Origin of the sequence: Mammaliicoccus lentus (assembly GCF_947036595.1) — a bacterium.
Taxonomy (GTDB): domain Bacteria; phylum Bacillota; class Bacilli; order Staphylococcales; family Staphylococcaceae; genus Mammaliicoccus; species Mammaliicoccus lentus.
The window spans coordinates 1,670,688-1,697,479 of the sequence record NZ_OX344834.1 but is presented as its reverse complement, the minus strand read 5'-3'; the positions used below and the strand labels follow the sequence as shown (position 1 = coordinate 1,697,479).

The window sequence follows — 26,792 nt, the reverse complement described above, 5'->3', positions numbered from 1 at the left end:
AAATGAGTTCAACATTACATGCTACAACAATATTTGCAATTAGACACAATGGACATTCTGCAATGGCAGGAGATGGACAAGTGACATTAGGCGAACAAGTTATCATGAAACAAACTGCTAGAAAAGTGCGTAGACTTTATCATGATAAAGTTGTTGCTGGTTTTGCTGGTAGTGTTGCCGATGCGTTTACATTATTTGAAAAATTTGAAGTTAAGTTACAAGAATATAGTGGTAATTTAACGAGAGCTGCTGTAGAGCTTGCCCAAGAGTGGAGAGGCGACAAAATGTTGCGTCAGTTAGAGGCAATGTTAATCGTTATGAATGAAACGGATCTACTTGTAGTAAGTGGTACTGGCGAAGTGATAGAACCTGATGATGGCATAATCGCCATCGGATCTGGTGGGAACTATGCGCTAAGCGCTGGTCGGGCATTGAAATCATATGCCCCTAATTTATCAGCTAGAGAAATTGCTGAAGCTTCATTGAATACTGCAGCAGATATTTGTGTATTTACTAACCATGAAATCAGAGTAGAAGAAATTTAAATGGAGGGTTCCAGGTTGTCACAAAATCAATTAAAAATGACACCACATGATATTGTTGATCGTTTAAATGATCACATCATTGGTCAACAAGATGCAAAACGAAAAGTTGCAATTGCATTAAGAAACAGATATAGAAGAAGTTTATTAGAAGAACAGTTAAGAAATGAAATCATCCCTAAAAATATATTGATGATTGGACCAACAGGTGTTGGTAAAACAGAAATTGCTAGAAGAATGGCTAGACTTGTAGGTGCACCATTTGTAAAAGTTGAAGCAACAAAATTCACAGAAGTCGGATATGTCGGACGTGATGTGGAAAGTATGATACGTGATTTAGTTGAAGTTGGTCGACGTATCGTTAAAGAAGAAAAGAAAAAAGGCGTATTAGAGGATGCAAAGAAAAAAGCGAATGAACGTTTAGTGAAACTACTCGTTCCGAGCATGAAGAAAAAAGCTCAAACTAATACAGGTAATCCATTAGAATCTTTATTCGGCGGTCAATTTCCAAACTTTAATCAACAACAAGAAGAGGAAGAAGCACCAACAGAAGAAATCAAAACAAAACGTGAAGATATAAAGAAACAACTTCTTAATGGAGAATTAGAAGAGGAAATAGTAAAAATTAAAGTAGAACAAGAACAACAATCATTAGGCATGATGGGTATGGAAAATAATCCGCAAATGCAAGACATGCTTTCTCAAATGATGCCGAAGAAAAAAATAGAAAGAAACTTGCCTGTTAAATCTGCTAGAAAAATCTTAATCGACGAAATTGCGAATGAATTAATCGATCAAGAATCAGTGAACGAAGAAGCAATTCAACTTACTGAACAAATGGGCATGGTCTTTATAGATGAAATTGATAAAATTGCAGTAAGTAATAACAGTGGTGGACAAGATGTTTCACGACAAGGTGTACAAAGAGATATTTTACCAATTGTTGAAGGTAGTGTAATCCAAACTAAATATGGTTCTGTGAATACTGAACATATTTTATTTATTGGCGCAGGTGCCTTCCACATGTCGAAACCGAGCGATTTAATCCCAGAATTACAAGGGAGATTCCCAATTCGTGTTGAGTTAGAAAGTTTAACTACAGAAGATTTTGTGAAAATATTAAAAGAACCAAAACAATCTCTTCTTGAACAATATAAAGCATTACTTGAAACTGAAATGGTTACTATAAACTTTACAGATGATGCAATTAACAGATTAGCTGAGATTGCATTCCAAGTTAATCAAGAAACAGATAATATTGGTGCTCGAAGATTACACACGATATTAGAAAAAATGTTAGAAGACTTATCTTTTGAAGCTTCTAATATGCCAAATGCAGTAGTAGATATTACACCTGAATATGTAAATCAAAAATTAGAATCAATCGCAACGAATAAAGATTTAAGTGCATTTATATTATAAAAAAGGAGCAAAAATTAAATGAGTTTATTATCAAAGACAAGAGAATTAAATACATTACTACAAAAACATAAAGGGATAGCTGTAGATTTTAAAGACATGGCTAAAACAATAAGTGATGTAACAGTAACAAATGTTTTTATCGTTTCAAGAAGAGGTAAAATTTTAGGTTCAAGTTTAAATGAATTATTAAGCAATGATAGAATTATACAAATGTTAGAAGATAGACATATACCAAAAGAATACACTGACCAATTAATGCACGTAAGCCAAACTAAAGAAAACATTGGAATTGATGATGTGTTAACTGTTTTCCCACCAGAAAACAAAGAATTATTTGAAGATAGCCAAACAACTATTTTCCCAATTTTAGGTGGCGGTGAACGCTTAGGTACATTGGTTGTTGGACGTGTTACTCAAGACTTTAACGATAACGATTTAGTTTTAGGTGAATATGCAGCGACTGTTATCGGTATGGAAATATTAAGAGAAAAGCATAACGAAATTGAACAAGAAGCTCGAGATAAAGCTGCTATTAATATGGCAATCAACTCTTTATCTTATTCTGAAAGAGAAGCAATTGAACATATCTTTGAAGAATTAGGTGCTCCAGAAGGATTACTAGTTGCATCTAAAGTAGCTGACCGTGTTGGTATAACTAGATCAGTTATTGTAAATGCTTTAAGAAAACTTGAAAGTGCTGGCGTTATTGAATCACGCTCGTTAGGTATGAAGGGTACGTTCATAAGAATTAAAAAAGAACGTTTCTTAGATGAGTTAGGAATAACTAAATAAAAATACTTGATGAGTTAAGCTAAATATGATATATTTAACAACGGCTGAAAAAGTCAAATTCACACATATTCACGTAAATTATAGTTTGGTGCAACATTTTAATTGTTGTTACTATAATATGTGATTATGGCGGAATAAAACCAATTAGGAGGAATTTATTATGGCAGTTATCTCAATGAAACAATTGCTAGAAGCAGGAGTTCACTTCGGTCACCAAACACGCCGTTGGAACCCAAAAATGAAAAAGTATATCTTTACTGAAAGAAACGGTATCTACATTATCGACCTACAAAAAACAGTTAAAAAAGTTGATGAAGCATACAACTTTATTAAATCTGTTTCAGAAGAAGGCGGTAAAGTATTATTCGTAGGTACTAAAAAACAAGCACAAGAGTCAGTTAAAGAAGAAGCTGAACGTGCTGGTCACTACTACGTTAACCAAAGATGGTTAGGTGGTATCTTAACTAACTATAAAACAATTTCTAAACGTGTAAAACGTATTTCTGAAATTGAAAAAATGGAAGAAGACGGTACATTTGATGTACTACCTAAAAAAGAAGTTGTAGAAATTAAAAAAGAATACGACCGTTTAATCAAATTCTTAGGCGGTATTCGTGATATGAAATCAATGCCTCAAGCATTATTCGTAGTTGACCCTCGTAAAGAGCGTAACGCAATTGCTGAAGCACACAAATTAAACATTCCAATCGTTGGTATTGTTGATACAAACTGTGATCCAGATGAAATCGACTATGTTATCCCTGCGAACGATGATGCTATCCGTGCTGTTAAATTGTTAACTGGTAAAATGGCAGATGCTATTATTGAAGGTCAACAAGGCGTTTCAAATGAAGATGTTGCTGAAGAGCAAAACATCGACTTAAACGAAACTGAACAAGCACCTAAAGAAGAATCAACTGAAACTACTGAAGCATAATTTCAAAAAGGTGATAAGGTTCTATAACTTATCACCTTTTTTTAGAAAGAATTACTAAATTTTTTATAATTGATTATTTATATAAATGGAGGAATTTAATATGGCTATATCAGCTAAACTTGTCAAAGAATTACGTGAAAAAACTGGCGCAGGTATGATGGACTGTAAAAAAGCTTTAACAGAAACAGATGGTGACATCGATAAAGCGGTAGACTTTTTACGTGAAAAAGGAATTGCTAAAGCAGCTAAAAAAGCTGACCGTGTAGCAGCAGAAGGTACAACATATGTTGCTTCTAAAGGTAACGAAGCTGTAATCCTTGAATTAAACTCTGAAACTGACTTTGTTGCTCGTAACGAAGGTTTCCAAAACTTAGTAAAAGAAATGGCTGATCATATTCTTGAAGTTAAACCAGCTGATGTTGATGAATTAAACGCTTCTAAATTAGCTAATGGACAAACTGTAGAAGAAAAAATGAATGAAGCTATTTCAACTATTGGTGAAAAATTAACTTTACGTAGATTCACTATAAAAACTAAAACAGATAACGATGCATTCGGCGAATACCTACACATGGGTGGACGTATCGGTGTGTTAACTCTTGTTGAAGGTTCTACTAATGCTGAAGCTGCTAAAGACGTTGCTATGCACATCGCAGCTTTAAACCCTAAATTTGTTTCTCGTGACCAAGTTTCTGAAGAAGAATTAGAGCACGAAAAAGAAATTCTTAAACAACAAGCATTAAACGAAGGCAAACCTGAAAATATCGTTGAAAAAATGGTAGAAGGTAGAATGCGTAAATATTTAGAAGAAATCTGTGCTGTAGACCAAGCATTTGTTAAAAACCCAGATCAAACTGTTGCTGAATTCTTGAAAACAGATGGCGGCGTGCTTGTAGATTTCGTTCGTTACGAAGTTGGGGAAGGTATCGAAAAACGTTCTGATAACTTTGCTGATGAAGTAAAAGGACAAATGGGAGGTAACTAAGGTTACCTTTTGAAAGAAGACACGTCTTGTGTCTTCTTTCGTTATATTAAGACCTAATTATAAGCATAGAGAGGGATCGAGATGACAAAAAATTCTAAATATAAACGCGTCGTTCTTAAATTAAGTGGAGAAGCCTTAGCCGGAGATTCAGGTTTTGGTATTAACCCAGTTGTAATAAAAAGTATTGCTCAACAAGTTTCAGAAGTAGCTCAAATGGACTGCGAAGTTGCAGTTATTGTTGGTGGCGGAAACATTTGGAGAGGAAAAACAGGTAGCGATTTAGGGATGGATCGCGGTACAGCTGATTATATGGGTATGTTGGCGACAGTAATGAATGCTCTAGCTTTACAAGACAGTTTAGAACAATTGGACTGTGATACAAGAGTATTAACATCAATAGAAATGAAACAAGTTGCAGAGCCTTATATTAGAAGACGTGCAATCCGTCATTTAGAAAAAAAGAGAGTCGTTATATTTGCAGCAGGTATCGGCAATCCGTATTTCTCAACTGATACAACTGCAGCATTAAGAGCTGCTGAAGTTGAAGCTGATGTTATCTTAATGGGTAAAAATAATGTAGATGGTGTTTATTCTGCTGACCCTAAAAAAGATCCTAATGCAGAAAAATACGAAAGATTGACATATATTCAAATGTTACAAGAAGGATTACAAGTGATGGATTCAACTGCATCATCGTTTTGTATGGACAACGACATCCCACTTGTTGTATTCTCGATAATGGAAGAAGGAAATATTAAACGTGCCGTTCAAGGTGAAGAAATCGGTACGATTATTACAAAATAAACACGAGGTGTAAATTCCATGGCAGATGTTATTAAAGAAACAAAGTCAAAAATGAATAAAACAATAGAAAGCTTTAGTAGAGATTTAGCTGGGATTAGAACTGGTCATGCAAATGCGAATCTTTTAGACAGAGTGAATGTTGAGTATTATGGTGTACCAACACCAATTCAACAATTAGCTGGTATATCTGTACCAGAAGCTCGTTTGTTAGTTGTTCAACCATATGATAAATCTTCTGTTGAAGATGTATTGAAAGCAATTAATGCAGCAAATCTTGGGGTAAACCCAACAAGTGATGGTACAGTAATTAGAATCACTGTTCCTGCATTAACTGAAGAAAGAAGAAAAGAATTAGTTAAAGAAGCTAAAAAAGAAGCTGAAAACGCTAAAGTTGCAATCCGTAATGTAAGACGTGATTCAAACGAAGACTTGAAAAAACAAGAAAAAAATGGCGACATTTCAGAAGATGACTTAAGAACTCAAACTGACAAAGTTCAAGAAGTAACAGACGACTTCATTAAGCAAATAGATGACTTAACTACTGAAAAAGAAAAAGATATTCTAGAAATCTAAAGATATGGGCTGTACCAAATCAGACTTTGGTACAGTTTTTTTCTTTATATACACAGAATGCTTCTTTTTGTGATAAAATGTATTACGATATGTTTAATTCAAATACATATAAATTCGCGTTTGTTTGATGGAGGACGCTATGATAAAAAAGTTTATAAAGCAAAAACAACAAATAAATAATGATAATATTTTAACTATTCCAGAACATATAGCAATCATAATGGATGGAAATGGACGATGGGCTAAAAATAAAAAAATGCCCCGAATAAAAGGCCATTATGAAGGGATGCAAACTGTTAAAAAAATCACGAGAAAAGCTAATGATTTAGGTGTGAAATACTTAACGTTATATGCTTTTTCAACTGAAAATTGGAGTAGACCCGAAGACGAAGTCAATTATATTATGAAATTGCCAGTAGATTTCTTAAAAACATTTTTACCAGAACTAATCGAAAAAAATGTAAAAGTATCGACTATAGGTTTTTCAGATCAATTGCCGAATCATACTAAAAAAGCAATAAATGAGGCAATTAATAAAACAAAAGATAATACAGGATTAAATTTAATTTTTGCTTTAAATTACGGTGGAAGAGCAGAAATTTTAAATGCAGTTAAAAAACTATATCAAGAAATCGATGCGGGTCGTATGTCTATAGATGATTTAACAGAAAAAAATATAGAGGATAATTTATTTACTTCAGACATTCCTGATCCAGAATTATTAATACGTACATCTGGAGAGGAAAGATTGAGTAATTTCTTAATATGGCAATCATCATATAGTGAATTTGTATTTACTAAAACACTATGGCCAGATTTCGATGAACAATCACTTATAGATTGTTTAAAAATTTATCAGTCAAGACAACGTAGGTTTGGTGGGCTGTAAAGGAGAAAAAAATGAAAACAAGAACAATATCCGCAATCGTTGCGTTGGCTGTATTTCTCCCAGTTGTAATTTATGGGGGAGTACCTGTCATAATACTCGCTTATTTACTTGCGTTAATTGCGCTCAAAGAAATACTAAATATGAATAATTTAACGATTATTTCAATACCGGGCTTTTTGTCGGTTGCTTCATTATGTATTATTTTATTACCGCAAGAGCTTATACAACATAATATAGAATTTCAACTACAATTGTTGATTATTATGAGCTTCTTGATGTTAAGCTACACTGTTATGTCTAAGAACAGGTTTAATTTTATGGACGCCGCTTTTTGTACGCTCTCAGTTGTTTATATAGGTATTGGCTTTATGTATTTTTACGAAACTAGAGAGCATGGTTTACACTTCATACTGTTCGCATTATTAGTCGTATGGTTAACAGATACAGGTGCATATATATTTGGTCGATTGTTTGGTAAACATAAATTATGGCCTCTTATAAGTCCAAATAAGACTATTGAAGGTTTTATTGGCGGTATTATTTCTAGCTTAATTGTTGCTGTTATTTTTGGACAATCTTTTGATATGCATGTATCATTATGGTTACTTATTCCATTAACGATGTTATTAAGCATGTTTGGACAATTAGGCGATTTAGTGGAATCAGGGTTGAAGCGTCATTTTGGTGTGAAAGACTCAGGGAATGTTATGCCAGGACATGGTGGTATACTTGATAGGTTTGATAGCTTTATCTTTGTCTTACCTTTATTGAACTTATTCCTATTTCAAATGTAAGATGAGGTGAATCAAGTGAAAAACATTGCTATTTTAGGAGCAAGTGGCTCGATTGGTCAACAAGCGTTAGATGTTATAAGAGAGCATGCAACTGATTTTAATTTAGTTGCATTTTCTGTTGGAAAAAATATCGCGTACGCACAGAATATTATAAACGAGTTCAAACCTGATATCGTATCTGTACAATATGAAGAAGATATAGAAAAACTTAGCCATTTAGATGTAGAAATAGTTTACGGTGATAAAGGGTTATTAGCAGTTTCAACATATCACAAAACAGATTTGTTATTGAATTCAATTCTAGGTAGTATAGGTTTAAAGCCGACAATGGCTGCTATTGAAGCTGGAATTGATATTGCTTTAGCTAATAAAGAAACTTTAGTAGTGGCTGGCGAACTTGTTATGAACAAAGCGAAAGAAAAAAACGTTAAAATATTGCCTGTCGATTCTGAGCATTCTGCTATATTCCAATGTTTACACGGTGAAAATAATCAAAATATTAATAAGCTTATCATTACAGCAAGTGGTGGTTCGTTTAGAGATTTAACTCGAGATGAGTTGAAAGATGTTACGTTAGAAGATGCTTTAAATCATCCTAATTGGTCTATGGGTCAAAAAATCACAATTGATTCAGCAACTATGATGAATAAAGGTCTGGAAGTCATTGAGGCTAAATGGTTATTTGATTTAAATATCGATCAAATTGAAACGATACTCCATAAAGAGAGTATTATACATTCTATGGTTGAATTTAATGATTCTAGCATTATAGCACAGCTTGGTACCCCTGATATGAGAACGCCTATCCAATATGCTTTTACATATCCAGAAAGAGCACCTAGAGATGCAGAGAGGCTTAATTTAGCACAAATAGGTCAACTAAATTTCAAAGAGATGGATTTTAATAGATTTAAATGTATTAAATTGGCTTATAAAGCACTTAGTATAGGTGGTACGATGCCAGTAGTGTTAAACGCTGTGAATGAAGTAGCAGTAGGGAAGTTTTTGAATAAGGAAATATCATTTTTAGATATAGAACCAATGATAGAGAAAGAAATGAAAGAGCATCAAGTAATAGCATCTCCAGATTTAGATACTATTTTAAAAATTGATGCAGCATATAAATCTAAGGATTACGGGGTGTAAGCGTGATTTATACAATATTAGCATTTATATTTGTATTTGGTCTCTTAGTTACAGTACATGAATATGGCCATATGTTTTTTGCTAAGCGAGCGGGCATTATGTGCCCTGAATTTGCTATAGGCATGGGCCCGAAAATATATTCTTATAAGAAAAATGTGACGTTGTATACGATTAGACTATTACCAGTTGGTGGTTATGTCAGAATGGCCGGTGATGGCTTAGAACAAAATCCACTAACACCTGGTATGCACATCGCAATTAAATTGAATGATCAAAATGAAATTACTCATGTTATTATGGACGATCAACATAAATTCCAACAAATTGAGCATATAGAAATTAAAGATAGCGATTTTGAAAAGGATATTTATATTGAAGGTATAACTGCAAGTGATGAAGAAAGACATCATTTTAAAATTGCGAGAGAAGCATATTTTGTTCAAAATGGTGATTTAATTCAAATAGCACCTAAAGATAGACAATTAATGAGTAAAAAGCCTTACCAAAGATTTTTAACATTGTTTGCAGGGCCATTATTCAACTTTATTTTAGCTCTAGTTATTTTTATAGGTTTAGCTTATTGGAGTGGCGTACCTACAAATGACCCTGTGTTTGGTGATTTAGAAAAAGGTGGTCCTGCACAAATAGCAGGTATTAAAAAGGGCGATGAAATAAAGACAGTTGATGGTAAGAAAATAGATAAGTTTACCGATATTCAACCAATATTTAAAGAAAAGAAAGAAAATCCAGTTGAAATAAAAGTAGATCGTGATGGTCAGGAAAAATCTTTTAAAGTTGCAGCTGAAAAACGAAAATTAGAAGTAGCGAAAGATGAGTACGAAACAAAATATATGATTGGTGTAGCGCAACCTACTGAACATACTGTATTTGGGCCACTATTAGCAGGTATTGAAAAAACTGTAGTAGCAGGTAAAGTTATTTTCTTAGCAGTAACTAATTTGATAGGCAGTATATTTACAGGTGACTTCTCGTTTGACATGTTGAATGGCCCAGTTGGAATATACAGTAATGTTGATACAGTTGTTAAACAAGGATTTGTTACATTAATGGGCTTTACAGCTTTACTAAGTGTTAACTTAGGTATAATGAATTTACTACCTATACCAGCTTTGGATGGTGGTAGATTACTATTTGTTATATATGAAATGATATTTAGAAAGCCGATTAACAAGAAGGCCGAAATGGTAATGTTATCTATTGGGGCTGTATTTTTAATATTCGTGATGATTATGGTTACGTGGAATGACATTCAACGGTACTTCATGTAACGAACAGGAGGAAAAAAATGAAACAATCAAAAGTATTTATACCTACACTGAGAGAAGAACCAGCTGAAGCTGAATCAATCAGTCATAAATTTCTACTTAAATCTGGTATGATCAAACAAAATGCTAGAGGTATATATAGTTATTTACCTACTGCTAAACGTGTATTAAATAAAATTGAACGAATTGTTCGAGAAGAAATGGAAAGAATTGATGGCGTTGAAGTTCTAATGCCTGTACTTCAACCTTCAGAATTATGGGAAGAATCAGGTAGATGGGAAGCTTACGGTTCAGAATTAATGAGATTAAAAGACCGAAATAATCGTGACTTTGCTCTTGGACCAACACATGAGGAAATTATTACATCATTAGTACGTGATGAATTGAAATCATATAAACGTTTACCAATAACATTATTCCAAATTCAATCTAAATTTAGAGATGAAAAACGCCCACGTTTCGGTTTATTACGTGGAAGAGAGTTTATCATGAAGGATGCGTATTCTTTCCATTCTGATGAAGAGTCATTAGATGAAACATATAACGATATGTATAATGCGTATCATAATATATTTACTAGAGTTGGGCTGAAATTCAGACCTGTGTTAGCCGATTCCGGCGCAATTGGTGGCGATCATACACACGAATTTATGGCGTTAGCTGAAATTGGTGAAGACACAATCGTTTATAGTGATTCAACTGATTTTGCAGCAAATATTGAAAAAGCTGAAGTCGTGTATACACCAAACCCTGAACATACAGAAATTAAAGAATTAGAAAAAGTAGAAACACCTGATGTAAAAACTGCACAGGCGTTAGCAGACTTCTTAAATGTAACGTTAGATAGAATCATTAAATCTATGATTATTAAAGTTGATGACGAGTATGTCATGATATTAATTAGAGGTCATCATGAATTAAATGATGTTAAGTTGAAATCATTCTTTAAAACTGAAAATATTGAGTTAGCAACTGAAACAGAAATAGAAAATATTATGGGAGCAAAACCAGGTAGCTTAGGCCCAGTTAATGTTGATAAAATAAAAATTTATGCTGACCAATTTATACAAGATATTAATAACCTTGCAGTAGGTGCTAACGAAGATGGCTATCATTATTTAAATGCTAACGTTGATAGAGACTTTAAAGTTGAAGCATATGGTGACTTTAGATTTATACTTGAAGGTGAAGCTTTGCCTAATAACTTAGGGAATGCAAAATTCGCTGAAGGTATAGAGGTTGGACAAGTGTTTAAACTTGGTACAAAATATTCAGAAAGCATGAATGCTACATTCCTTAACGAGCAAGGAAGAGCACAACCATTAATTATGGGGTGCTACGGTGTAGGTATTTCTAGAACTTTATCAGCAGTTATAGAACAACACCATGATGATAATGGTATTATATGGCCAAAAGCAATTTCACCATATGATTTACATTTAATCGCAATTAATCCTAAACAGGAAGCACAAAAAGAACTTTCAGATCAAATATATGAACAATTAAGAGAGAAATTTGATGTTTTATATGATGATCGTAAAGAACGTGCTGGCGTTAAATTTAACGACGCTGATTTAATTGGATTACCTGTTCGTATTATGGTTGGTAAAAAAGCTTCTGAAGGTATAGTAGAAGTGAAACGCCGTGATAATACGGAAAGCCAAGAAGTACATGTTGATGAAATTGAAGAAGTAATCAAAGCATATTACGATGCAGTGAAATAAACTGATAAGAAGTATAAAATCTGATATAATATAAGATATTTAAAGAGGCTAATATGAAAAATAGCCTCTTTTTCATTTTGATGAAGGTGGTCGTGCAATTGTCAATGACAGGAAAAGAAAAATTCCAAACGTTACTCACACAATTGAACATAACAGATGAACTTGATAAAGAAATAGTTGGACAAGGTGAATTAACACGTATAAATGTCTCTCAATCTAAAAGATTATGGCATTTTTATATAAAGTTACCATACTATTTATCAAGTGAAATGTATCTAGTTTTTACAAATCAACTGCAAAGTGTATTTCAAAGCATTGCACAAGTTGATTGGACAATTGAAGTGGAAAATAAGGAACAAATAGATGAGCATATCTTAAAATATATGCCACATTGTATAGATGGTACGGGTATTAGTGATAAAGTTAAACATCAGTTAAAACAAAAGCCTATTATTTTCTCTGATGATGTAGTTAAAGTGCAAGTGAATAATGATGTTGAACGTGATTATTTTGAAAAAAGAGTGAATGGCTCTTTAGTTCAAGCACTGAAGAAATGCGGATTTAACATCAGTCGTGTTGTATTTGAAACGATGGATAATGAAGAACAAATGAGAAGAGAGTTGGAATCATTTGAAGCTCATATTCAACAAGAAGATGAAGAAGCAGCACGCATTGCATCTGAGAAAATGGAAAGAATGAAGAAAGAGAAAGCCGAATCTGGCGGAGATGAAAATGCTGTTGCTAGATGTCAAATAGGTAAAGATATTACTGTAGATAGTATTAGAAAAATTGAAGATATTATTGAAGAAGAATTCAAAGTTGCACTAGAAGGTGTGATATTTGATATAGAAATGAAAGAGTTGAAGAGTGGTAGACATATTGTAACGTTAAAAATTACAGACTACACAGATTCACTTATATTAAAAATGTTTACGCGCAAAGGTAAAGATGATTTAGAGCACTTCAAAGCGTTAAAAGTAGGTACTTGGGTTCGTGCTCAAGGTAGAATTGAACAAGATCAATTTATTAGAGATCTTGTCATGATGATGACAGATATACATGAAATTAAAAAAGCACCTAAACTTGATAAAGCACCAGATAAGCGTGTTGAACTACATTTACATACATCAATGAGTCAAATGGATGGTATTACTCACATCGGTAAATACGTAGAACAAGCTGCTAAATGGGGTCATAAAGCAATCGCAATAACTGACCACAACGGTGTACAAGGATACCCAGATGCCCACGCAGCTGCGTTGAAAAATGATATAAAAATGATTTATGGCATGGAAGGTATGCTTGTCGATGACGGTGTACCAATTGCATATAAATCACAAGATATTCCTTTAAAGACAGCTACTTATATAGTATTTGACGTTGAGACAACGGGTTTATCCAGTCAATATGATCAAATTATTGAGTTAGCAGCAGTTAAAGTGAGAAATGGTGAAGTAGTAGACACATTTGAACGATTTTCAGATCCTGGTGAACGTTTATCAGAAACGATTAAAAACTTAACTGGAATTACAGATGAAATGCTTCAAGGACAACCGGATATAGAGACAGTTCTGAGAGATTTCCACGAATTTGTTGGTGATGCAATTTATATCGCCCATAACGCTTCGTTTGATATGGGCTTTATTGATACAGGTTTTGAAAAAATAGGTCTTGGTGCAACTAAAAATGCTGTTATCGATACATTAGAATTATCAAGAACTGTGAATACAGAGTATGGTAAACACGGGTTGAACTTCTTAGCTAAAAAGTATGGCGTCGAGTTAACTCAACACCATAGAGCTATTTACGATGCTGAAACAACAGCACATATTTTTATAAAAATGTTAAAACAGCTCGAAGAGTTAGAGGTATATAATCATAATGAAATTAATGACAGACTTTCCAATGACGAAGCGTATAAGAGAGCTAGACCATCTCATGTTACGTTAATCGTCCAAAACCAAGTTGGCCTTAAAAACTTATTCAAAATTGTAAGTGCTTCGTTAGTAGACTATTTTTATCGTACACCGCGAATACCGCGTTCATTATTAAATGAGCACCGAGAAGGTATACTTGTTGGAAGTGCGTGTGACGAAGGTGAAGTATTTACAACAGTTATGCAAAAAGACCAAAATGAAGTTGAAAAAGTAGCCCAATATTATGATTATATTGAAGTTCAACCTAAAAGCCTTTACCAAGGTTTATTAGATAGAGAGCTTATAAAAGATAACGAAACAATGGAAGAAATTTATCATAGAATATTAAGTGTGGGCGAAAAATTAAACATTCCAGTTATTGCTACAGGAAATGCGCATTATTTATATGAACAAGATGCAATAGCTCGAAAAATACTTATCGCCTCACAGCCAGGTAATCCATTAAATCGTCAAACTTTACCTAAAGCACACTTTAGAACTACAGATGAAATGCTAGATGAGTTCCATTTCTTAGGTGAAGAGAAAGCTTATGAGATTGTCGTTAAGAATAGTAATGACTTAGCTGATCGTTTAGAAACTGTTGTACCAATTAAAGATGAGTTATATACACCGAATATGGAAGGTGCCAACGAAGAAATTCGAGAAATGAGTTACAATAATGCAAGAGCCTTATACGGAGAAGATTTACCACAAATCGTAATAGACCGTTTAGAGAAAGAACTTGAAAGTATTATTGGTAACGGATTTGCTGTTATTTATTTAATATCACAAAGATTGGTTAAGAAGTCATTAAACGATGGATACCTAGTAGGGTCACGTGGTTCAGTCGGATCTAGCTTTGTAGCTACTATGACTGAAATTACAGAAGTTAACCCATTGCCACCACATTATATATGCCCTAAATGTAAAGAAAGTCACTTCTTTGACGATGGTTCTGTAGGTTCAGGATTCGACTTACCAGATAAAAAATGTGAAAAATGCGATGTCGAAATGATTAAAGAAGGACAAGATATTCCTTTTGAAACATTCTTAGGTTTCAAAGGAGACAAAGTACCGGATATTGACTTAAACTTTAGTGGTGAATATCAGCCTGAAGCACATAATTATACTAAAGAGTTATTTGGTGAAGATAAAGTATTCAGAGCTGGTACAATAGGTACAGTTGCCGAAAAGACTGCTTTCGGATATGTAAAAGGTTATTTAAACGACCAAGGTATTCATAAAAGAGGGGCAGAGGTTGACCGATTAGTTAAAGGTTGTACAGGTGTTAAGAGAACAACTGGTCAGCACCCAGGAGGTATTATTGTAGTACCTGACTATATGGATATATATGATTTTACACCGATACAATATCCAGCCGATGATCAAAAATCAGCGTGGAAAACAACACACTTTGACTTCCATTCTATTCACGATAATATTCTTAAATTGGATATACTTGGACACGATGATCCAACAATGATTAGAATGTTACAAGACTTATCTGGGATAGATCCTAAGACCATTCCAGTAGATGATAAAGAAACAATGAGAATTTTCAGTACGCCTGAATCATTAGGTGTAACTGAAGAAGATATTTTATGTAAAACTGGAACATTTGGCGTACCTGAATTTGGTACAGGCTTTGTTAGACAAATGCTAGAAGATACAAAACCAACGACATTCTCTGAACTTGTACAAATATCAGGATTATCTCACGGTACGGACGTTTGGTTAGGTAACGCACAAGATTTAATTAAAGCTGGTACTTGTGATTTATCAAGTGTTATCGGTTGTCGTGACGATATTATGGTTTATTTAATGTATAATGGGCTAGAACCGTCGCTTGCCTTTAAAATAATGGAGGCAGTACGTAAAGGTAAAGGGTTAACAGATGAATTCGAAGAAGCTATGAAAGAAAATAATGTGCCTGATTGGTATTTAGACTCATGTAAAAAAATTAAGTACATGTTCCCTAAAGCCCACGCTGCTGCATATGTATTAATGGCTTTAAGAATTGCATACTTTAAAGTGCATTACCCACTTTACTATTACGCTAGTTACTTTACTGTACGTGCAACAGATTTTGATTTAAAAACTATGACTAGGGATAAAGAGTCAATTAAAACAGTAATAAAAGAATACTATAGCCGATTCCATGAATTAGCTAAAAAAGAAAAAGATGTATTGACTGTATTAGAAATCGCAAACGAAATGGCACACCGTGGATTTAGAATACAACCAGTTAGCTTGGAGAAAAGTGATTCATTTGAATTTAAGATTGAAGGAGATACTTTAATTCCTCCATTCATTGCTGTTCCAGGTCTAGGTGAAAACGTTGCGAAAAGAATCGTCGAAACAAGAGAAGAAGGACCGTTTTTAGCAAAAGAAGATTTAAATAAAAAAGCGGGTGTTTCTCAGAAAGTTATTGAGTATTTAGATGAGTTAGGTTCACTGCCAAATATGCCTGATAAAGCTCAGCTTTCTATTTTTGATTTGTAACGTATATCCTTGAGCATGCCTGATTTATGTGATATACTATTATTGCTTAAAATAATACTCTGACGTTAAAAGAGTGGGACCTTTCCCGCTCTTTTCTGTTTGTATTAAGAGGGAGGTCATTATGAGTAAAGTTGCAGCACAAGTTGAGGAAATTATTCAACCAATACTCGAAACGTTAAATTATGAATTAGTAGATGTAGAATACGTTAAAGAAGGGCAAGATTACTATCTACGTATTGCAATTGATAAAGACGGTGGCGTTGATTTAAACGATTGCACAATTGCCTCTGAAAAGATAAGTGAAGTTATGGATAAAGAAGACCCTATTAAAGAGCCGTATTTTATGGATGTATCTTCTCCAGGTGCGGAACGTCCGTTGAAAAAAGAAAAAGACTATCAAAATGCAATTGAGCAACCTGTATTTATCTCTTTATACGAACATGTTGAAGGAGATAAAGAATGGTTAGGCGTTTTAAAAGAAGTAACTGAAGAAACGATAACACTTGAAGTGAAAATTAAAACAAGAACTAAAAATGTCACGTTGCCTCGCAAAAAAATTGCAAAAGCACGTCGATCCGTAATGTTATAATATAAAGGAGGATACATTGTGAAAAGTAATGAATTATTACTTGCAATTGAATACCTTGAAAAGGAAAAAAGAATACCACGAGAGGTATTAATTGATGCAATAGAAGCGGCTTTAATTACAGCTTATAAAAAAAATTACGATAGTGCCAAAAATGTTAGAATTGAATTAAATTTAGACGAAGGTACTTACAAAGTAATTTCTAGGAAAGATGTTGTTGAAGACGTTGAAGACTATAAAGGTCAAGTAGCTTTAGACACAGCTTTATTATCTAACCCAGCATATGAAATTGGAGATGTATACGAAGAAGACGTTACACCTAGAGATTTCGGTCGTGTCGGTGCACAAGCAGCAAAACAAGCTGTTATGCAACGTTTAAGAGATGCTGAAAGAGGAATTCTTTATGATGAATTTATCGATAAAGAAGATGATATTGTAACAGGTGTAATTGACCGTGTAGATCACCGTTATGTTTATGTTAATTTAGGTCGTACAGAAGCTGTACTTTCAGAAGCTGAAAGAAGTCCTAATGAACAATATTTACCGAACGAACGCATAAAAGTTTATGTAAACAAAGTTGAACAAACTACTAAAGGACCACAAATTTTTGTATCACGCACTCATCCAGGGCTTTTAAAGCGTCTATTTGAGCAAGAAGTACCAGAAATATATGATGGTACTGTTATTGTTAAATCAGTAGCAAGAGAAGCTGGTGACCGTTCTAAAATCAGTGTAACATCAGATAATGGTGATATTGATGCTGTTGGTGCATGTGTTGGTGCTAAAGGTGTTCGTGTTGAAGCTGTAGTTAATGAATTAGGTGGAGAAAAAATTGATATTGTAGAATGGGACGAAGATCCAAGAGTGTTCGTAAGAAATGCTTTAAGTCCTTCTCAAGTTGTCGAAGTTTTAGTTGATGAAGAGAACCAATCTACAACAGTTGTTGTACCAGATTATCAATTATCTTTAGCTATTGGTAAAAGAGGGCAAAACGCACGTCTTGCTGCTAAATTAACTGGTTGGAAAATTGATATAAAATCAGAATCAGACGCAAGAGAAGCTGGAATTATTTCAACTGAAGAATCATAAAGTGAGGTGATTTTGTCATGAAAAAGAAAAAAATACCAATGCGCAAATGTATACTTTCAAATGAAATGAAACCTAAAAATGATATGATTCGTGTAGTAAAGAATAAAGAAGGCGAAATCAAAGCTGACGCTACAGGTAAAGCACCTGGACGTGGCGCATATGTTTCAAAAGATTTAGAAATCGTAGAAAAAGCACAAGAACAAGGTAAGTTGGAACGCTATTTTGATAGCAATAAATCAACACTTGAACCTGTGTATAAAGAAATCATTCGATTAATCTATCGAGAGCGTATACCTAAATGAATATAAGTAAAAAAGATCAAATTTTAAACCTTCTTGGACTAGCGACAAGAGCTAGAAAAATTAAGACTGGTGAAGAAATTGTTATAAGCGAAATAAGACGAGGAAATGTAAAACTTGTCATACTTTCAGAAGATGCTGCAGCAAACGTTACAAAAAATATAAAAAATAAATGTGCAACTTATCATGTAACACTTTTAACATTTGCTACACGCTTTGAATTAGGCTACGCAATTGGAAAAGAAAGCAGAGTGGTGTTGGGCATAACTGACATTGGATTTAGCAAGAAGCTAAAAACGATGATTCATGATTTTCATGAGGAGTGAGTATATGAGTAAAAAAAGAATATATGAGTATGCAAAAGAAGTTAACTTAAAGAGTAAAGATATTATAGATGAATTAAAGAAAAACGGTGTAGAAGTATCAAATCACATGCAAGCACTAGAGGAGAACGACATTAAAACATTAAATAAAGCGTTTAAAAAACAAGAGGCAACTAAGCCAGAAACAACTAAAAAAGAACAAACAAGTACTCACGCAAATTCAAATAAACCAAACAATAATCAATCAAATCAAAACAACAAGAACAATAAAAATAACAACAAGCCAAAAAATAAAAAACAACAAAAGAAAAATCAAAAGAATAATAAACAAAGTAACCAACAACAGCCTAAAGAAGTTGTACAAGAAACACCTTCATTAATTACTTATGAAGAAGGTATCACAGTTGGTGAACTATCTGAAAAAATTAATAAAGATGCTTCAGAAATTATTAAAAAATTATTCTTACTTGGTATTGTTGCGAACATTAACCAAGCATTAGACACTGAAACTGTAGAATTGATTTGTGCGGATTATGATATTGAAGCTGAATTAGAAGTACATGTTGATGCAACAGATTTAGAAAATTATTTCGAAGATGAAGAAGCTGATGATGCTCGATTAGTAGAACGTCCAGCAGTTGTAACAATTATGGGACACGTTGACCACGGTAAAACAACATTACTAGATTCAATTCGTCACACTCGTGTTACAGCTGGTGAAGCGGGCGGTATTACTCAACATATCGGTGCTTACCAAATCGAAAACAACGACAAAAAAATCACATTCTTAGATACACCAGGACATGCTGCGTTTACAACTATGCGTGCACGTGGTGCCCAAGTAACTGATATTACTGTATTAGTAGTAGCAGCTGATGATGGTGTAATGCCTCAAACTATTGAAGCGATTAACCATGCTAAAGCAGCAGAAGTACCTATTATTGTTGCAGTAAACAAAGTTGATAAACCAACAGCAAATCCAGACAGAGTAAAACAAGAACTTGGTGAGCATGGATTATTCCCTGAAGACTGGGGTGGCGATACAATATTCGTTCACTTATCTGCTATACAACGTGAAGGAATAGACGAATTGTTAGAAATGATTGGTCTGGTTTCTGAAATTGAAGAATTAAAAGCTAATCCTGACCGTGCAGCAGTTGGTACTGTAATCGAAGCAGAATTAGATAAATCTCGCGGACCTGCCGCTTCTTTATTAGTACAAAATGGTACATTAGAAGTTGGAGATTCACTTGTAGTTGGTAACACATATGGACGTGTACGTGCTATGGTGAGTGACTTAGGTAAGCGTATCAAAACAGCTGGTCCATCTACACCTGTTGAAATTACAGGTTTACATGATGTACCACAAGCTGGAGATAGATTTGTAGTATTCAAAAACGAAAAACAAGCTCGTCAAATTGGTGAAAAACGTCAACAAGAAAATATCTTGAAACAACGTCAAGATAGTAAGAGTGTTTCTTTAGATAACTTGTTCGAACAAATGAAACAAGGTGAAATGAAAGACTTAAATATTATTATTAAAGGTGATGTACAAGGTTCAGTAGAAGCTTTAGCAGCATCATTAATGAAAATTGACGTTGACGGTGTAAACGTACGTATTATTCATACAGCAGTAGGTGCAATTAACGCATCTGACGTTACATTGGCAGCAGCATCAAATGGTATTATTATTGGATTTAACGTAAGACCAGATGCAGGCGCTAAACGTGCAGCAGAAGAAGAAAACGTAGATATGAGATTACACCGCATTATCTATAAAGTAATCGAAGAAATCGAATCAGCTATGAAAGGATTATTAGATCCTGAATACGAAGAACAAGTAATTGGACAAGCTGAAGTACGTCAAACGTTCAAAGTATCAAAAGTTGGTACGATTGCAGGTAGTTATGTAACAGATGGTAAAATTACTAGAGATGCAAGCGTACGTATCATTCGTGACGGAATCGTAATCTTTGAAGGTGAATTAGATACATTAAAACGTTACAAAGATGACGCTAAAGAAGTTGCGACTGGATATGAATGTGGTATCACTATTGAAAAATTCAATGACATTAAAGAAGGCGACATTTTTGAAGCGTTCAAGATGGTTGAAATTGAAAGAAAATAATAATTATAAAAGCAGGGAAGAATCTATAAAGATAGATTCTTCCCTGCTTTTTTTAGTTAAAAATGAGTTGATATTTTAGTTGGATTTACAATTACGTAAATCCAATTATATGCGCCCTTATTGGATTTTCTACCTCAATAATCCAAGTAGACACACTTTTATTGGATTTTCTATAACAATAAACCAAGTACGCACACTTTTATTGGATTTACTAAGACAATAATCCAACTAAACATGCTCTTATTGTATTTTCTACTTCAATAATCCAAGTAGACACACTTTTATTGGATTTACTCCGACAATAATCCAATTAACCATACTCTTATTGGATTTACTAAGGCAATAATCCAAGTAGACACACTTTTATTGGATTTACTCCGACAATAATCCAACTACCCACACTTTTATTGGATTTTCTATAACAATAATCCAAGTAGACATACTTTATTGGATTTACTCCGACAATAATCCAACTAAACATGCTCTTATTGTATTTTCTACTTCAATAATCCAAGTAGACACACTTTTATTGGATTAATTAAGATAATAATCTAACTATGCACACTTTTATTGGATTTTCTACCTCAATAATCCAAGTAAATGCACCTTTATAAAGTGCAACCCAAAAGTTGAACCAAAAATAAAGGAGTTTCGTATATCTTCTCGAGGAAAATGCAAAGTAAAAAGCGAATTAGTAATTGTCTTAATGGCAATAAATATAAGAAAAACAGTAGAAATTCAATTTTAATAATGAATTTCTACTGTCTTTGGATTTTTAGGATATTTATATATCAGATCCCTCTAAATTATAAACTTTAAAAAATAAGCATTGTAATATACAGTCCTAATAAAGTAATGAATAGCACAGGGATGGTAATGATAATACCTGTTTTAAAGTATGTTCCCCATTTTATTTTGACACCTTTTTGTGTTAAAACGTGTAACCACAATAATGTTGCTAATGAACCAATTGGTGTTATTTTTGGTCCTAAGTCGGAACCTATAACGTTTGCGTATACCATGCTTTCTTTAATTAAGCCTATTGTATTTGATTGATCAATTGCTATAGCATCTATCAAAACTGTTGGCATATTATTCATGACAGAAGAAAGAAATGCTGCGATAAAGCCCATTCCCATAATACTACTAAATAAGCCATAACCGGCAATATAGTTTAATATATCAGCCAGTATTGTAGTAATCCCTACATTTTTTAATCCAAAGACTACTAAGTACATACCAATAGAAAAAATAACAATGTTCCATGGTGCACCTTTAATAACTGATCTAGTATTAACAGCAGGGGATCTTCTTGCAAGAATCAAGAAGATGATAGCTATTATACCCGCTATAATTGAAACAGGTATATTGATAAATTCACTCACTAAATATCCAGCTAAAAGTACAATTAATACAATCCAAGAAATATTAAATAATTTTTTATCTTTAATCGCTTCATGTGGTGCTTTTATATGAGTAGCATCAAATGTTTTAGGTATAGACGTTCTAAAATATAACCACAATACAACTATACTAGCGATTAAAGAAAAGATATTAGGGATAATCATTCGACCTAAATATTCTAAGAAACTTATATTGAAGTAGTCAGCAGATACGATGTTCACTAAGTTACTTACGATTAAAGGTAAAGAAGTTGTATCAGCTATAAATCCACTCGCTATAATAAATGGAAATATAACTTTCTTGTCGAAACCTAAATGACGAACCATCGCTAAGACTATAGGTGTTAAAATTAACGCAGCTCCATCGTTAGCGAAAAACGCAGCTACAATTGAACCGAGTAACATAATGTATACAAACATTTTAATACCATTGCCTTTTGATGCTTTAACCATATGTATAGCAGACCATTCAAAGAAACCAATTTCATCTAGAATAAGAGAAATTAAAATAACTGCTACAAATGTTAAAGTAGCATTCCAAACAATACCCGTAACTTCAAAGACATCAGAAAAACTGACAACACCAGTAATGATAGCTACAATAGCGCCAACTAAAGCAGTAATACCAATATCTAGTCCTTTAGGTTGCCAAATTACAAAAATTAAAGTAATAAGAAAAATGGCGATTGCAAGTATAGTCATGAGTTACATTCACCTTTCTTCATATCCTTACAAATACATTGATGATTAGATGTATGAATAAGCTCAATATTAGAGTTAATTTCTGTTAACAATTCATCATTTAATTTATAAAACCGCTTATTACCATCTTTTCTAGTAAAAACTAGATTCTGATCCACTAAAGATTTCATATGATGACTGAGCGTAGGCTGAGAAAATTCAAAATGTTCCAGAATGTCACAAGCACAAAGCTCACCACAAGATAATAAATCGATAATTTCTAATCTACTAGGATCAGCTAAAACTTTTAATAATGATGCTATTTCTTTATAAGACATATTAAATCCTCCTTAACATTATATAGAATACCATCTATATAGATACATGTATATATTAAGTGGAAGAAAATTTAAAAATAATAAAAGCCAACCATTAAATGATTGGCTTTTGTTATTTTGGTTTTTGGCTTTAGGGCATTTATGACTTAATTCATTGAAATTAGATCGTGATTAAATTTATACGTAAATTATGAAGCGGCATTATTTTGAATGTTTTTGATTCTAGCAGCGCGTTTGAAGTTTTTTATTATTTTCAACGCTCTTTTACGCGTCTTGATGTTTGGACTTCTCAAATTACGACGAGCTGTTTGTATGTCTGTTTTTTCTGCCATATCGAATCCTCCTTTTATTAAAACGTAATTATTACGATTTAATTTTATATCTTTTTCTTTTATTTTGCAATACTTATTTCTAATTATATTGATAATGACTATATTACTATTTTTGGAAAAGTATAAATTGAATTTACATTATTAACATATACTTAATAAAGTTATGATAATCTTTGATAAATGGTTATAAATAGATTTGATGATATAAAGGGGATTTATTATGGAAATTAATTTGAATATATCATAAATAAACTTAGATATATTAGAGTTGATTAGAAGATATTCGATATGAGTTAACCAAAATAAAAAGAGGGGATTACACAATGACTAATTTAGAATTATCTTTAATAGATTACAAAATAGAAAAGATAACAATTAATACTTTAGAAGATTTGAATAGTTTGAGGAATATTCATGAAGAAATTGACATGATTGACTGTACAGTACTTTGTTATGACGTTAATTTACAAAGTATAATTGATATACTCTCACGATACAGTAATAAACATTTTAAAATAAAAATTCTTATAAATGTTTATGAAAACATACATATAAATGAACTTTCAGTTGATGGATTTTTAATTAAAAATATACAAATTGAAGGTCGTTACCTAATATTTAATTTGTATTCTACCGAACTATTAAATGTACAAAAATCCACTAATCAACAAATTTTAGAAAAAATACCTCACATGATAAGTAGAAAAACTAAATTTCGTTAAATTTTAAATAGAAAGTTGGTTAAGTGATGAATGAAACAATAAAATTTGATAAAGGTATTTCTATTATTATTCCGATTCACGAAGGCATGACTTATATAGAGGGGTTAATAAAAAACTTAAATAATTTAATTGTAAAAGAAGCAAAATTCGAAGTGATTTTTGTATTAAATGGTGTATTTGAAGAAACTTATCAATATTTAATTCATCATGTTGACCATATGAATTTTAAACATTTAGTTTTAATCAGTGATGAAACGGGAGCTTCTAAAGCAAGAAATTTAGGGATGCAATACGTAAAATATTCACATACAACTTTTCTCGACGTTGATGACTTTATTTCTTCGAATTATATAGAAGAAAGTTTTCAATTACTTAAAGAAGATACAATTTTAGTAACTCAAATTCATGATATGTTAAATGATGGATCGATTGTTAAAAATAATCCAGTGAACTTACCTTTAATAAAGTACAAAGAAACAGGTTATAGTTTATTCAATATACACGCTATTTTAGGCATTACAACTTGTAAGTTTATACCTAGTCATTACTTAGAGGCAGTAAATTTTAATCCTACTTTGTTAAGTGGTGAAGACACTGTTTTCTATTGTTATTTATATGCAAAATTCAATCCGAAAATAGAAGTTATCAATCTGGATAAAGAAGTCGTATATTACCGTCTACTGAATGAAAATTCAGTTTCAAGAGGCAAATTTTCTTATGATTTTAATATTGCTCAAAGGTTAGATGTATTAGATACTTTGGATAAATTATTAGAAAGTAATTTACATTCTAGAGTTAAGAAATTTATTTCAACAAAATATAATGCACAAACAGGGTTTATTTCTAAATTTTTAAAAGTATATCCTGAATATAAGAACGAAGTTGTAAACTTATTGAATATGAAAAATTATAATCATTTGAATGAATATTTTGTAAATATAGGTATGGCAAAAGAATTAGTGATAGCATATTGTTTCCCACCATTCATTGATAATAGTGGTATTTTAATGGCAAAAAGGATTTCTAACAACGATAAAATTGTAGATATATTCAGCAATGATATGACATCAAAAAGAGAAAAAGATTTTAAGCTAAAAAGTATATGTATTGATAAAATAGACCAACATAAAGTTTCAAAAAGCTCAGTTAGTTTTTCTGATTTTGGACTGATCTCACAATTTATAGATGAAGCTTTTAGTTTTTATTTAAATAATAAAGAAAAATATGAAACTCTGTACAGTAGCGTGTTATTTCCATCTTCATATTTTTCATCGTTATTTATTAAATTGAATAATCCTAATATTAAATGGGTTGCTGAATTTTCAGATCCTTTATTATATGATATTAAATCAAAAGAAAGATATAGTTCTATAGAAGTATATAATATGCTTTTAGAATCTTTAAAGTTAGAAGAAGATTTCCAACCATTTTTGCCATATGTCGACGAGAGTTTATTTAATTTAGCAGAGCTTATTGGTTTTGCTTTTGCAGACGAATTATTATTTACAAACGAATATCAACTTGAATATAAGACGAGCTGCTTTTCTAATAACCTTCAAAATTTTATTAAAAGCAAAAGTAAAATAGACAGGTATCCTATACCTAATAATGATTTATATTATAAAACCGATTACTATTATCCGATGAATGAAAAAGCTGTACAAATAGGTTATTTTGGGAATTTTTACGAGACGAGAAGTTTGAATTTATTTTTAGACATGGTAGATGAATTATTAAGCCAAACTGACTTAATAATTCAATTTCATATATTTACGAACATTAAGCACCTTAGTCATGACGAATTAGAACGTATCAATGACTATTCAAATGTTTATTTAAATGATACTGTGTCGTATTTAGATTGTCTTAACTTAACAACTAAAATGGATATATTAATAATATTAGATGCAAAAACAAAAGAATATAAAAACACGCACCCATATTTACCATCGAAGTTAAGTGATTATTTAGGTGCTAATAAAGCTATTTTGGCAATGGTAGAAGAAAATAGTATATTATCTCAGCAAAATCACAATAATTTATACAAAATAAATTATTCAGATATATATGATGAAAAGTTAAACAATGTATTCCAATCTATAACAAAAAATCTAAATAAAAAAATAGAAACAATAGACAAATTAAATCAAAATATAACTATAGAAGTAGGCGAAGTAAATTTAATTTATTCACTGGATTTAGAAGTATCAAGAAAAAAATCACAATATATATTTAAACCGAAATTACCAATAACGTCTCATAAGAACTTTAGCTTAAAACTTGAAAACACTACAAATTCAGTTAAATATTTTAAAATAAAAACATTATATAAAGACCCACAATCGCTATTGAATATTATTAGCAATGTTAAAAAATATAATGAGATAAGTATTAATAGCTTTAATGAAGAAGAAACAATTGAAATACGACCTAATGAAACCATTTCTTTTGAGTTAAAATATAATAAAGATTATGATAAAGATTCTTTTAAAAAAGCAGGAACAGTAATCATAAAAACAATACAAAATCAAAATTATAGTAGCATAGAAGTTTTCTGAATAGTAAAATAAGAATCATAT

23 protein-coding genes are annotated in these 26,792 nt (G+C 32.2%); 20 read left to right on the top strand and 3 right to left on the bottom strand.

Annotated elements, in window-relative coordinates:
- Positions 1-2 precede the first annotated feature (2 nt).
- The 18 genes from hslV to infB all read left to right on the top strand — a co-directional run bounded on the left by hslV (position 3) and on the right by infB (position 20,737).
- A complete protein-coding gene (hslV, locus tag ACNMOQ_RS08355; RefSeq protein WP_016998606.1) occupies positions 3-545 on the top strand; it encodes an ATP-dependent protease subunit HslV in 543 nt (180 codons plus the stop codon).
- A gap of 36 nt (positions 546-581) precedes the next feature.
- Entirely contained in the window at positions 582-1,964 is a 1,383-nt protein-coding gene (hslU, locus tag ACNMOQ_RS08350) for an ATP-dependent protease ATPase subunit HslU (protein WP_369964561.1), read from the top strand.
- Between the two features lie 18 nt (positions 1,965-1,982).
- Entirely contained in the window at positions 1,983-2,756 is a 774-nt protein-coding gene (codY, locus tag ACNMOQ_RS08345; protein ID WP_016998608.1) for a GTP-sensing pleiotropic transcriptional regulator CodY, read from the top strand.
- Positions 2,757-2,916: 160 nt separating this feature from the next.
- On the top strand, positions 2,917-3,693 hold the full coding sequence (gene rpsB / locus ACNMOQ_RS08340) for a 30S ribosomal protein S2 (protein ID WP_016998609.1): 777 nt from the start codon (positions 2,917-2,919) through the stop codon (positions 3,691-3,693).
- Positions 3,694-3,793: 100 nt separating this feature from the next.
- Positions 3,794-4,678: a translation elongation factor Ts gene (gene tsf / locus ACNMOQ_RS08335; protein ID WP_016998610.1), complete on the top strand. Its 885-nt coding sequence runs from the start codon at positions 3,794-3,796 to the stop codon at positions 4,676-4,678.
- Positions 4,679-4,759: 81 nt separating this feature from the next.
- A complete protein-coding gene (gene pyrH, locus ACNMOQ_RS08330) occupies positions 4,760-5,482 on the top strand; it encodes a UMP kinase (protein WP_016998611.1) in 723 nt (240 codons plus the stop codon).
- Between the two features lie 18 nt (positions 5,483-5,500).
- On the top strand, positions 5,501-6,055 hold the full coding sequence (gene frr / locus ACNMOQ_RS08325) for a ribosome recycling factor (protein ID WP_016998612.1): 555 nt from the start codon (positions 5,501-5,503) through the stop codon (positions 6,053-6,055).
- Between the two features lie 139 nt (positions 6,056-6,194).
- Positions 6,195-6,944: an isoprenyl transferase gene (locus ACNMOQ_RS08320; protein ID WP_016998613.1), complete on the top strand. Its 750-nt coding sequence runs from the start codon at positions 6,195-6,197 to the stop codon at positions 6,942-6,944.
- 11 nt (positions 6,945-6,955) lie between these two features.
- Positions 6,956-7,738 carry a phosphatidate cytidylyltransferase gene (locus tag ACNMOQ_RS08315; RefSeq protein WP_064204030.1) on the top strand — a complete coding sequence of 261 codons (783 nt, stop codon included), beginning with the start codon at positions 6,956-6,958 and terminating at the stop codon, positions 7,736-7,738.
- 15 nt (positions 7,739-7,753) lie between these two features.
- Positions 7,754-8,884, top strand: a complete 1,131-nt coding sequence (dxr, locus tag ACNMOQ_RS08310; RefSeq protein ID WP_416349673.1) for a 1-deoxy-D-xylulose-5-phosphate reductoisomerase — start codon at positions 7,754-7,756, stop codon at positions 8,882-8,884.
- A gap of 2 nt (positions 8,885-8,886) precedes the next feature.
- Positions 8,887-10,173, top strand: coding sequence for an RIP metalloprotease RseP (rseP, locus tag ACNMOQ_RS08305; protein WP_416349672.1), 1,287 nt, complete (start codon positions 8,887-8,889; stop codon positions 10,171-10,173).
- A 17-nt stretch (positions 10,174-10,190) separates the two neighbouring features.
- Complete coding sequence (locus ACNMOQ_RS08300; protein ID WP_064211583.1) at positions 10,191-11,894, top strand: proline--tRNA ligase; 1,704 nt, start codon at positions 10,191-10,193, stop codon at positions 11,892-11,894.
- 98 nt (positions 11,895-11,992) lie between these two features.
- On the top strand, positions 11,993-16,312 hold the full coding sequence (locus ACNMOQ_RS08295) for a PolC-type DNA polymerase III (RefSeq protein ID WP_016998618.1): 4,320 nt from the start codon (positions 11,993-11,995) through the stop codon (positions 16,310-16,312).
- Positions 16,313-16,433: 121 nt separating this feature from the next.
- Positions 16,434-16,901 (top strand): ribosome maturation factor RimP, encoded by a 468-nt coding sequence (rimP, locus tag ACNMOQ_RS08290; protein ID WP_016998619.1) that lies wholly within the window; start codon positions 16,434-16,436, stop codon positions 16,899-16,901.
- 18 nt (positions 16,902-16,919) lie between these two features.
- Positions 16,920-17,987 (top strand): transcription termination factor NusA, encoded by a 1,068-nt coding sequence (nusA, locus tag ACNMOQ_RS08285; protein WP_016998620.1) that lies wholly within the window; start codon positions 16,920-16,922, stop codon positions 17,985-17,987.
- A 17-nt stretch (positions 17,988-18,004) separates the two neighbouring features.
- Positions 18,005-18,289, top strand: a complete 285-nt coding sequence (gene rnpM, locus ACNMOQ_RS08280) for an RNase P modulator RnpM (RefSeq protein ID WP_064204026.1) — start codon at positions 18,005-18,007, stop codon at positions 18,287-18,289.
- Positions 18,286-18,612 carry a ribosomal L7Ae/L30e/S12e/Gadd45 family protein gene (locus ACNMOQ_RS08275; RefSeq protein ID WP_016998622.1) on the top strand — a complete coding sequence of 109 codons (327 nt, stop codon included), beginning with the start codon at positions 18,286-18,288 and terminating at the stop codon, positions 18,610-18,612. The genes rnpM and ACNMOQ_RS08275 overlap by 4 nt, the downstream gene beginning before the upstream one ends.
- A 4-nt stretch (positions 18,613-18,616) precedes the next feature.
- Positions 18,617-20,737, top strand: coding sequence for a translation initiation factor IF-2 (gene infB, locus ACNMOQ_RS08270; protein WP_416349671.1), 2,121 nt, complete (start codon positions 18,617-18,619; stop codon positions 20,735-20,737).
- Between the two features lie 815 nt (positions 20,738-21,552).
- On the opposite strand, the gene arsB is transcribed toward infB, so the two are convergent.
- From arsB to ACNMOQ_RS08255, 3 genes are all read right to left on the bottom strand, one after another.
- Positions 21,553-22,842 carry an arsenite efflux transporter membrane subunit ArsB gene (arsB, locus tag ACNMOQ_RS08265; RefSeq protein WP_016998624.1) on the bottom strand — a complete coding sequence of 430 codons (1,290 nt, stop codon included), beginning with the start codon at positions 22,840-22,842 and terminating at the stop codon, positions 21,553-21,555.
- Entirely contained in the window at positions 22,839-23,159 is a 321-nt protein-coding gene (locus tag ACNMOQ_RS08260) for an ArsR/SmtB family transcription factor (protein ID WP_016998625.1), read from the bottom strand. Before ACNMOQ_RS08260 ends, arsB begins: the two co-directional genes overlap by 4 nt.
- A 188-nt stretch (positions 23,160-23,347) precedes the next feature.
- Positions 23,348-23,491 (bottom strand): putative metal homeostasis protein, encoded by a 144-nt coding sequence (locus ACNMOQ_RS08255; protein ID WP_016998626.1) that lies wholly within the window; start codon positions 23,489-23,491, stop codon positions 23,348-23,350.
- 323 nt (positions 23,492-23,814) lie between these two features.
- Here ACNMOQ_RS08255 and ACNMOQ_RS08250 point away from each other — a divergent pair, with 323 nt between their 5' ends.
- Together ACNMOQ_RS08250 and ACNMOQ_RS08245 are read left to right on the top strand one after the other, a co-directional pair.
- Positions 23,815-24,213 carry a hypothetical protein gene (locus ACNMOQ_RS08250; protein ID WP_135020954.1) on the top strand — a complete coding sequence of 133 codons (399 nt, stop codon included), beginning with the start codon at positions 23,815-23,817 and terminating at the stop codon, positions 24,211-24,213.
- Positions 24,214-24,239: 26 nt separating this feature from the next.
- A complete protein-coding gene (locus ACNMOQ_RS08245; protein WP_416349670.1) occupies positions 24,240-26,771 on the top strand; it encodes a glycosyltransferase in 2,532 nt (843 codons plus the stop codon).
- Positions 26,772-26,792 lie beyond the last annotated feature (21 nt).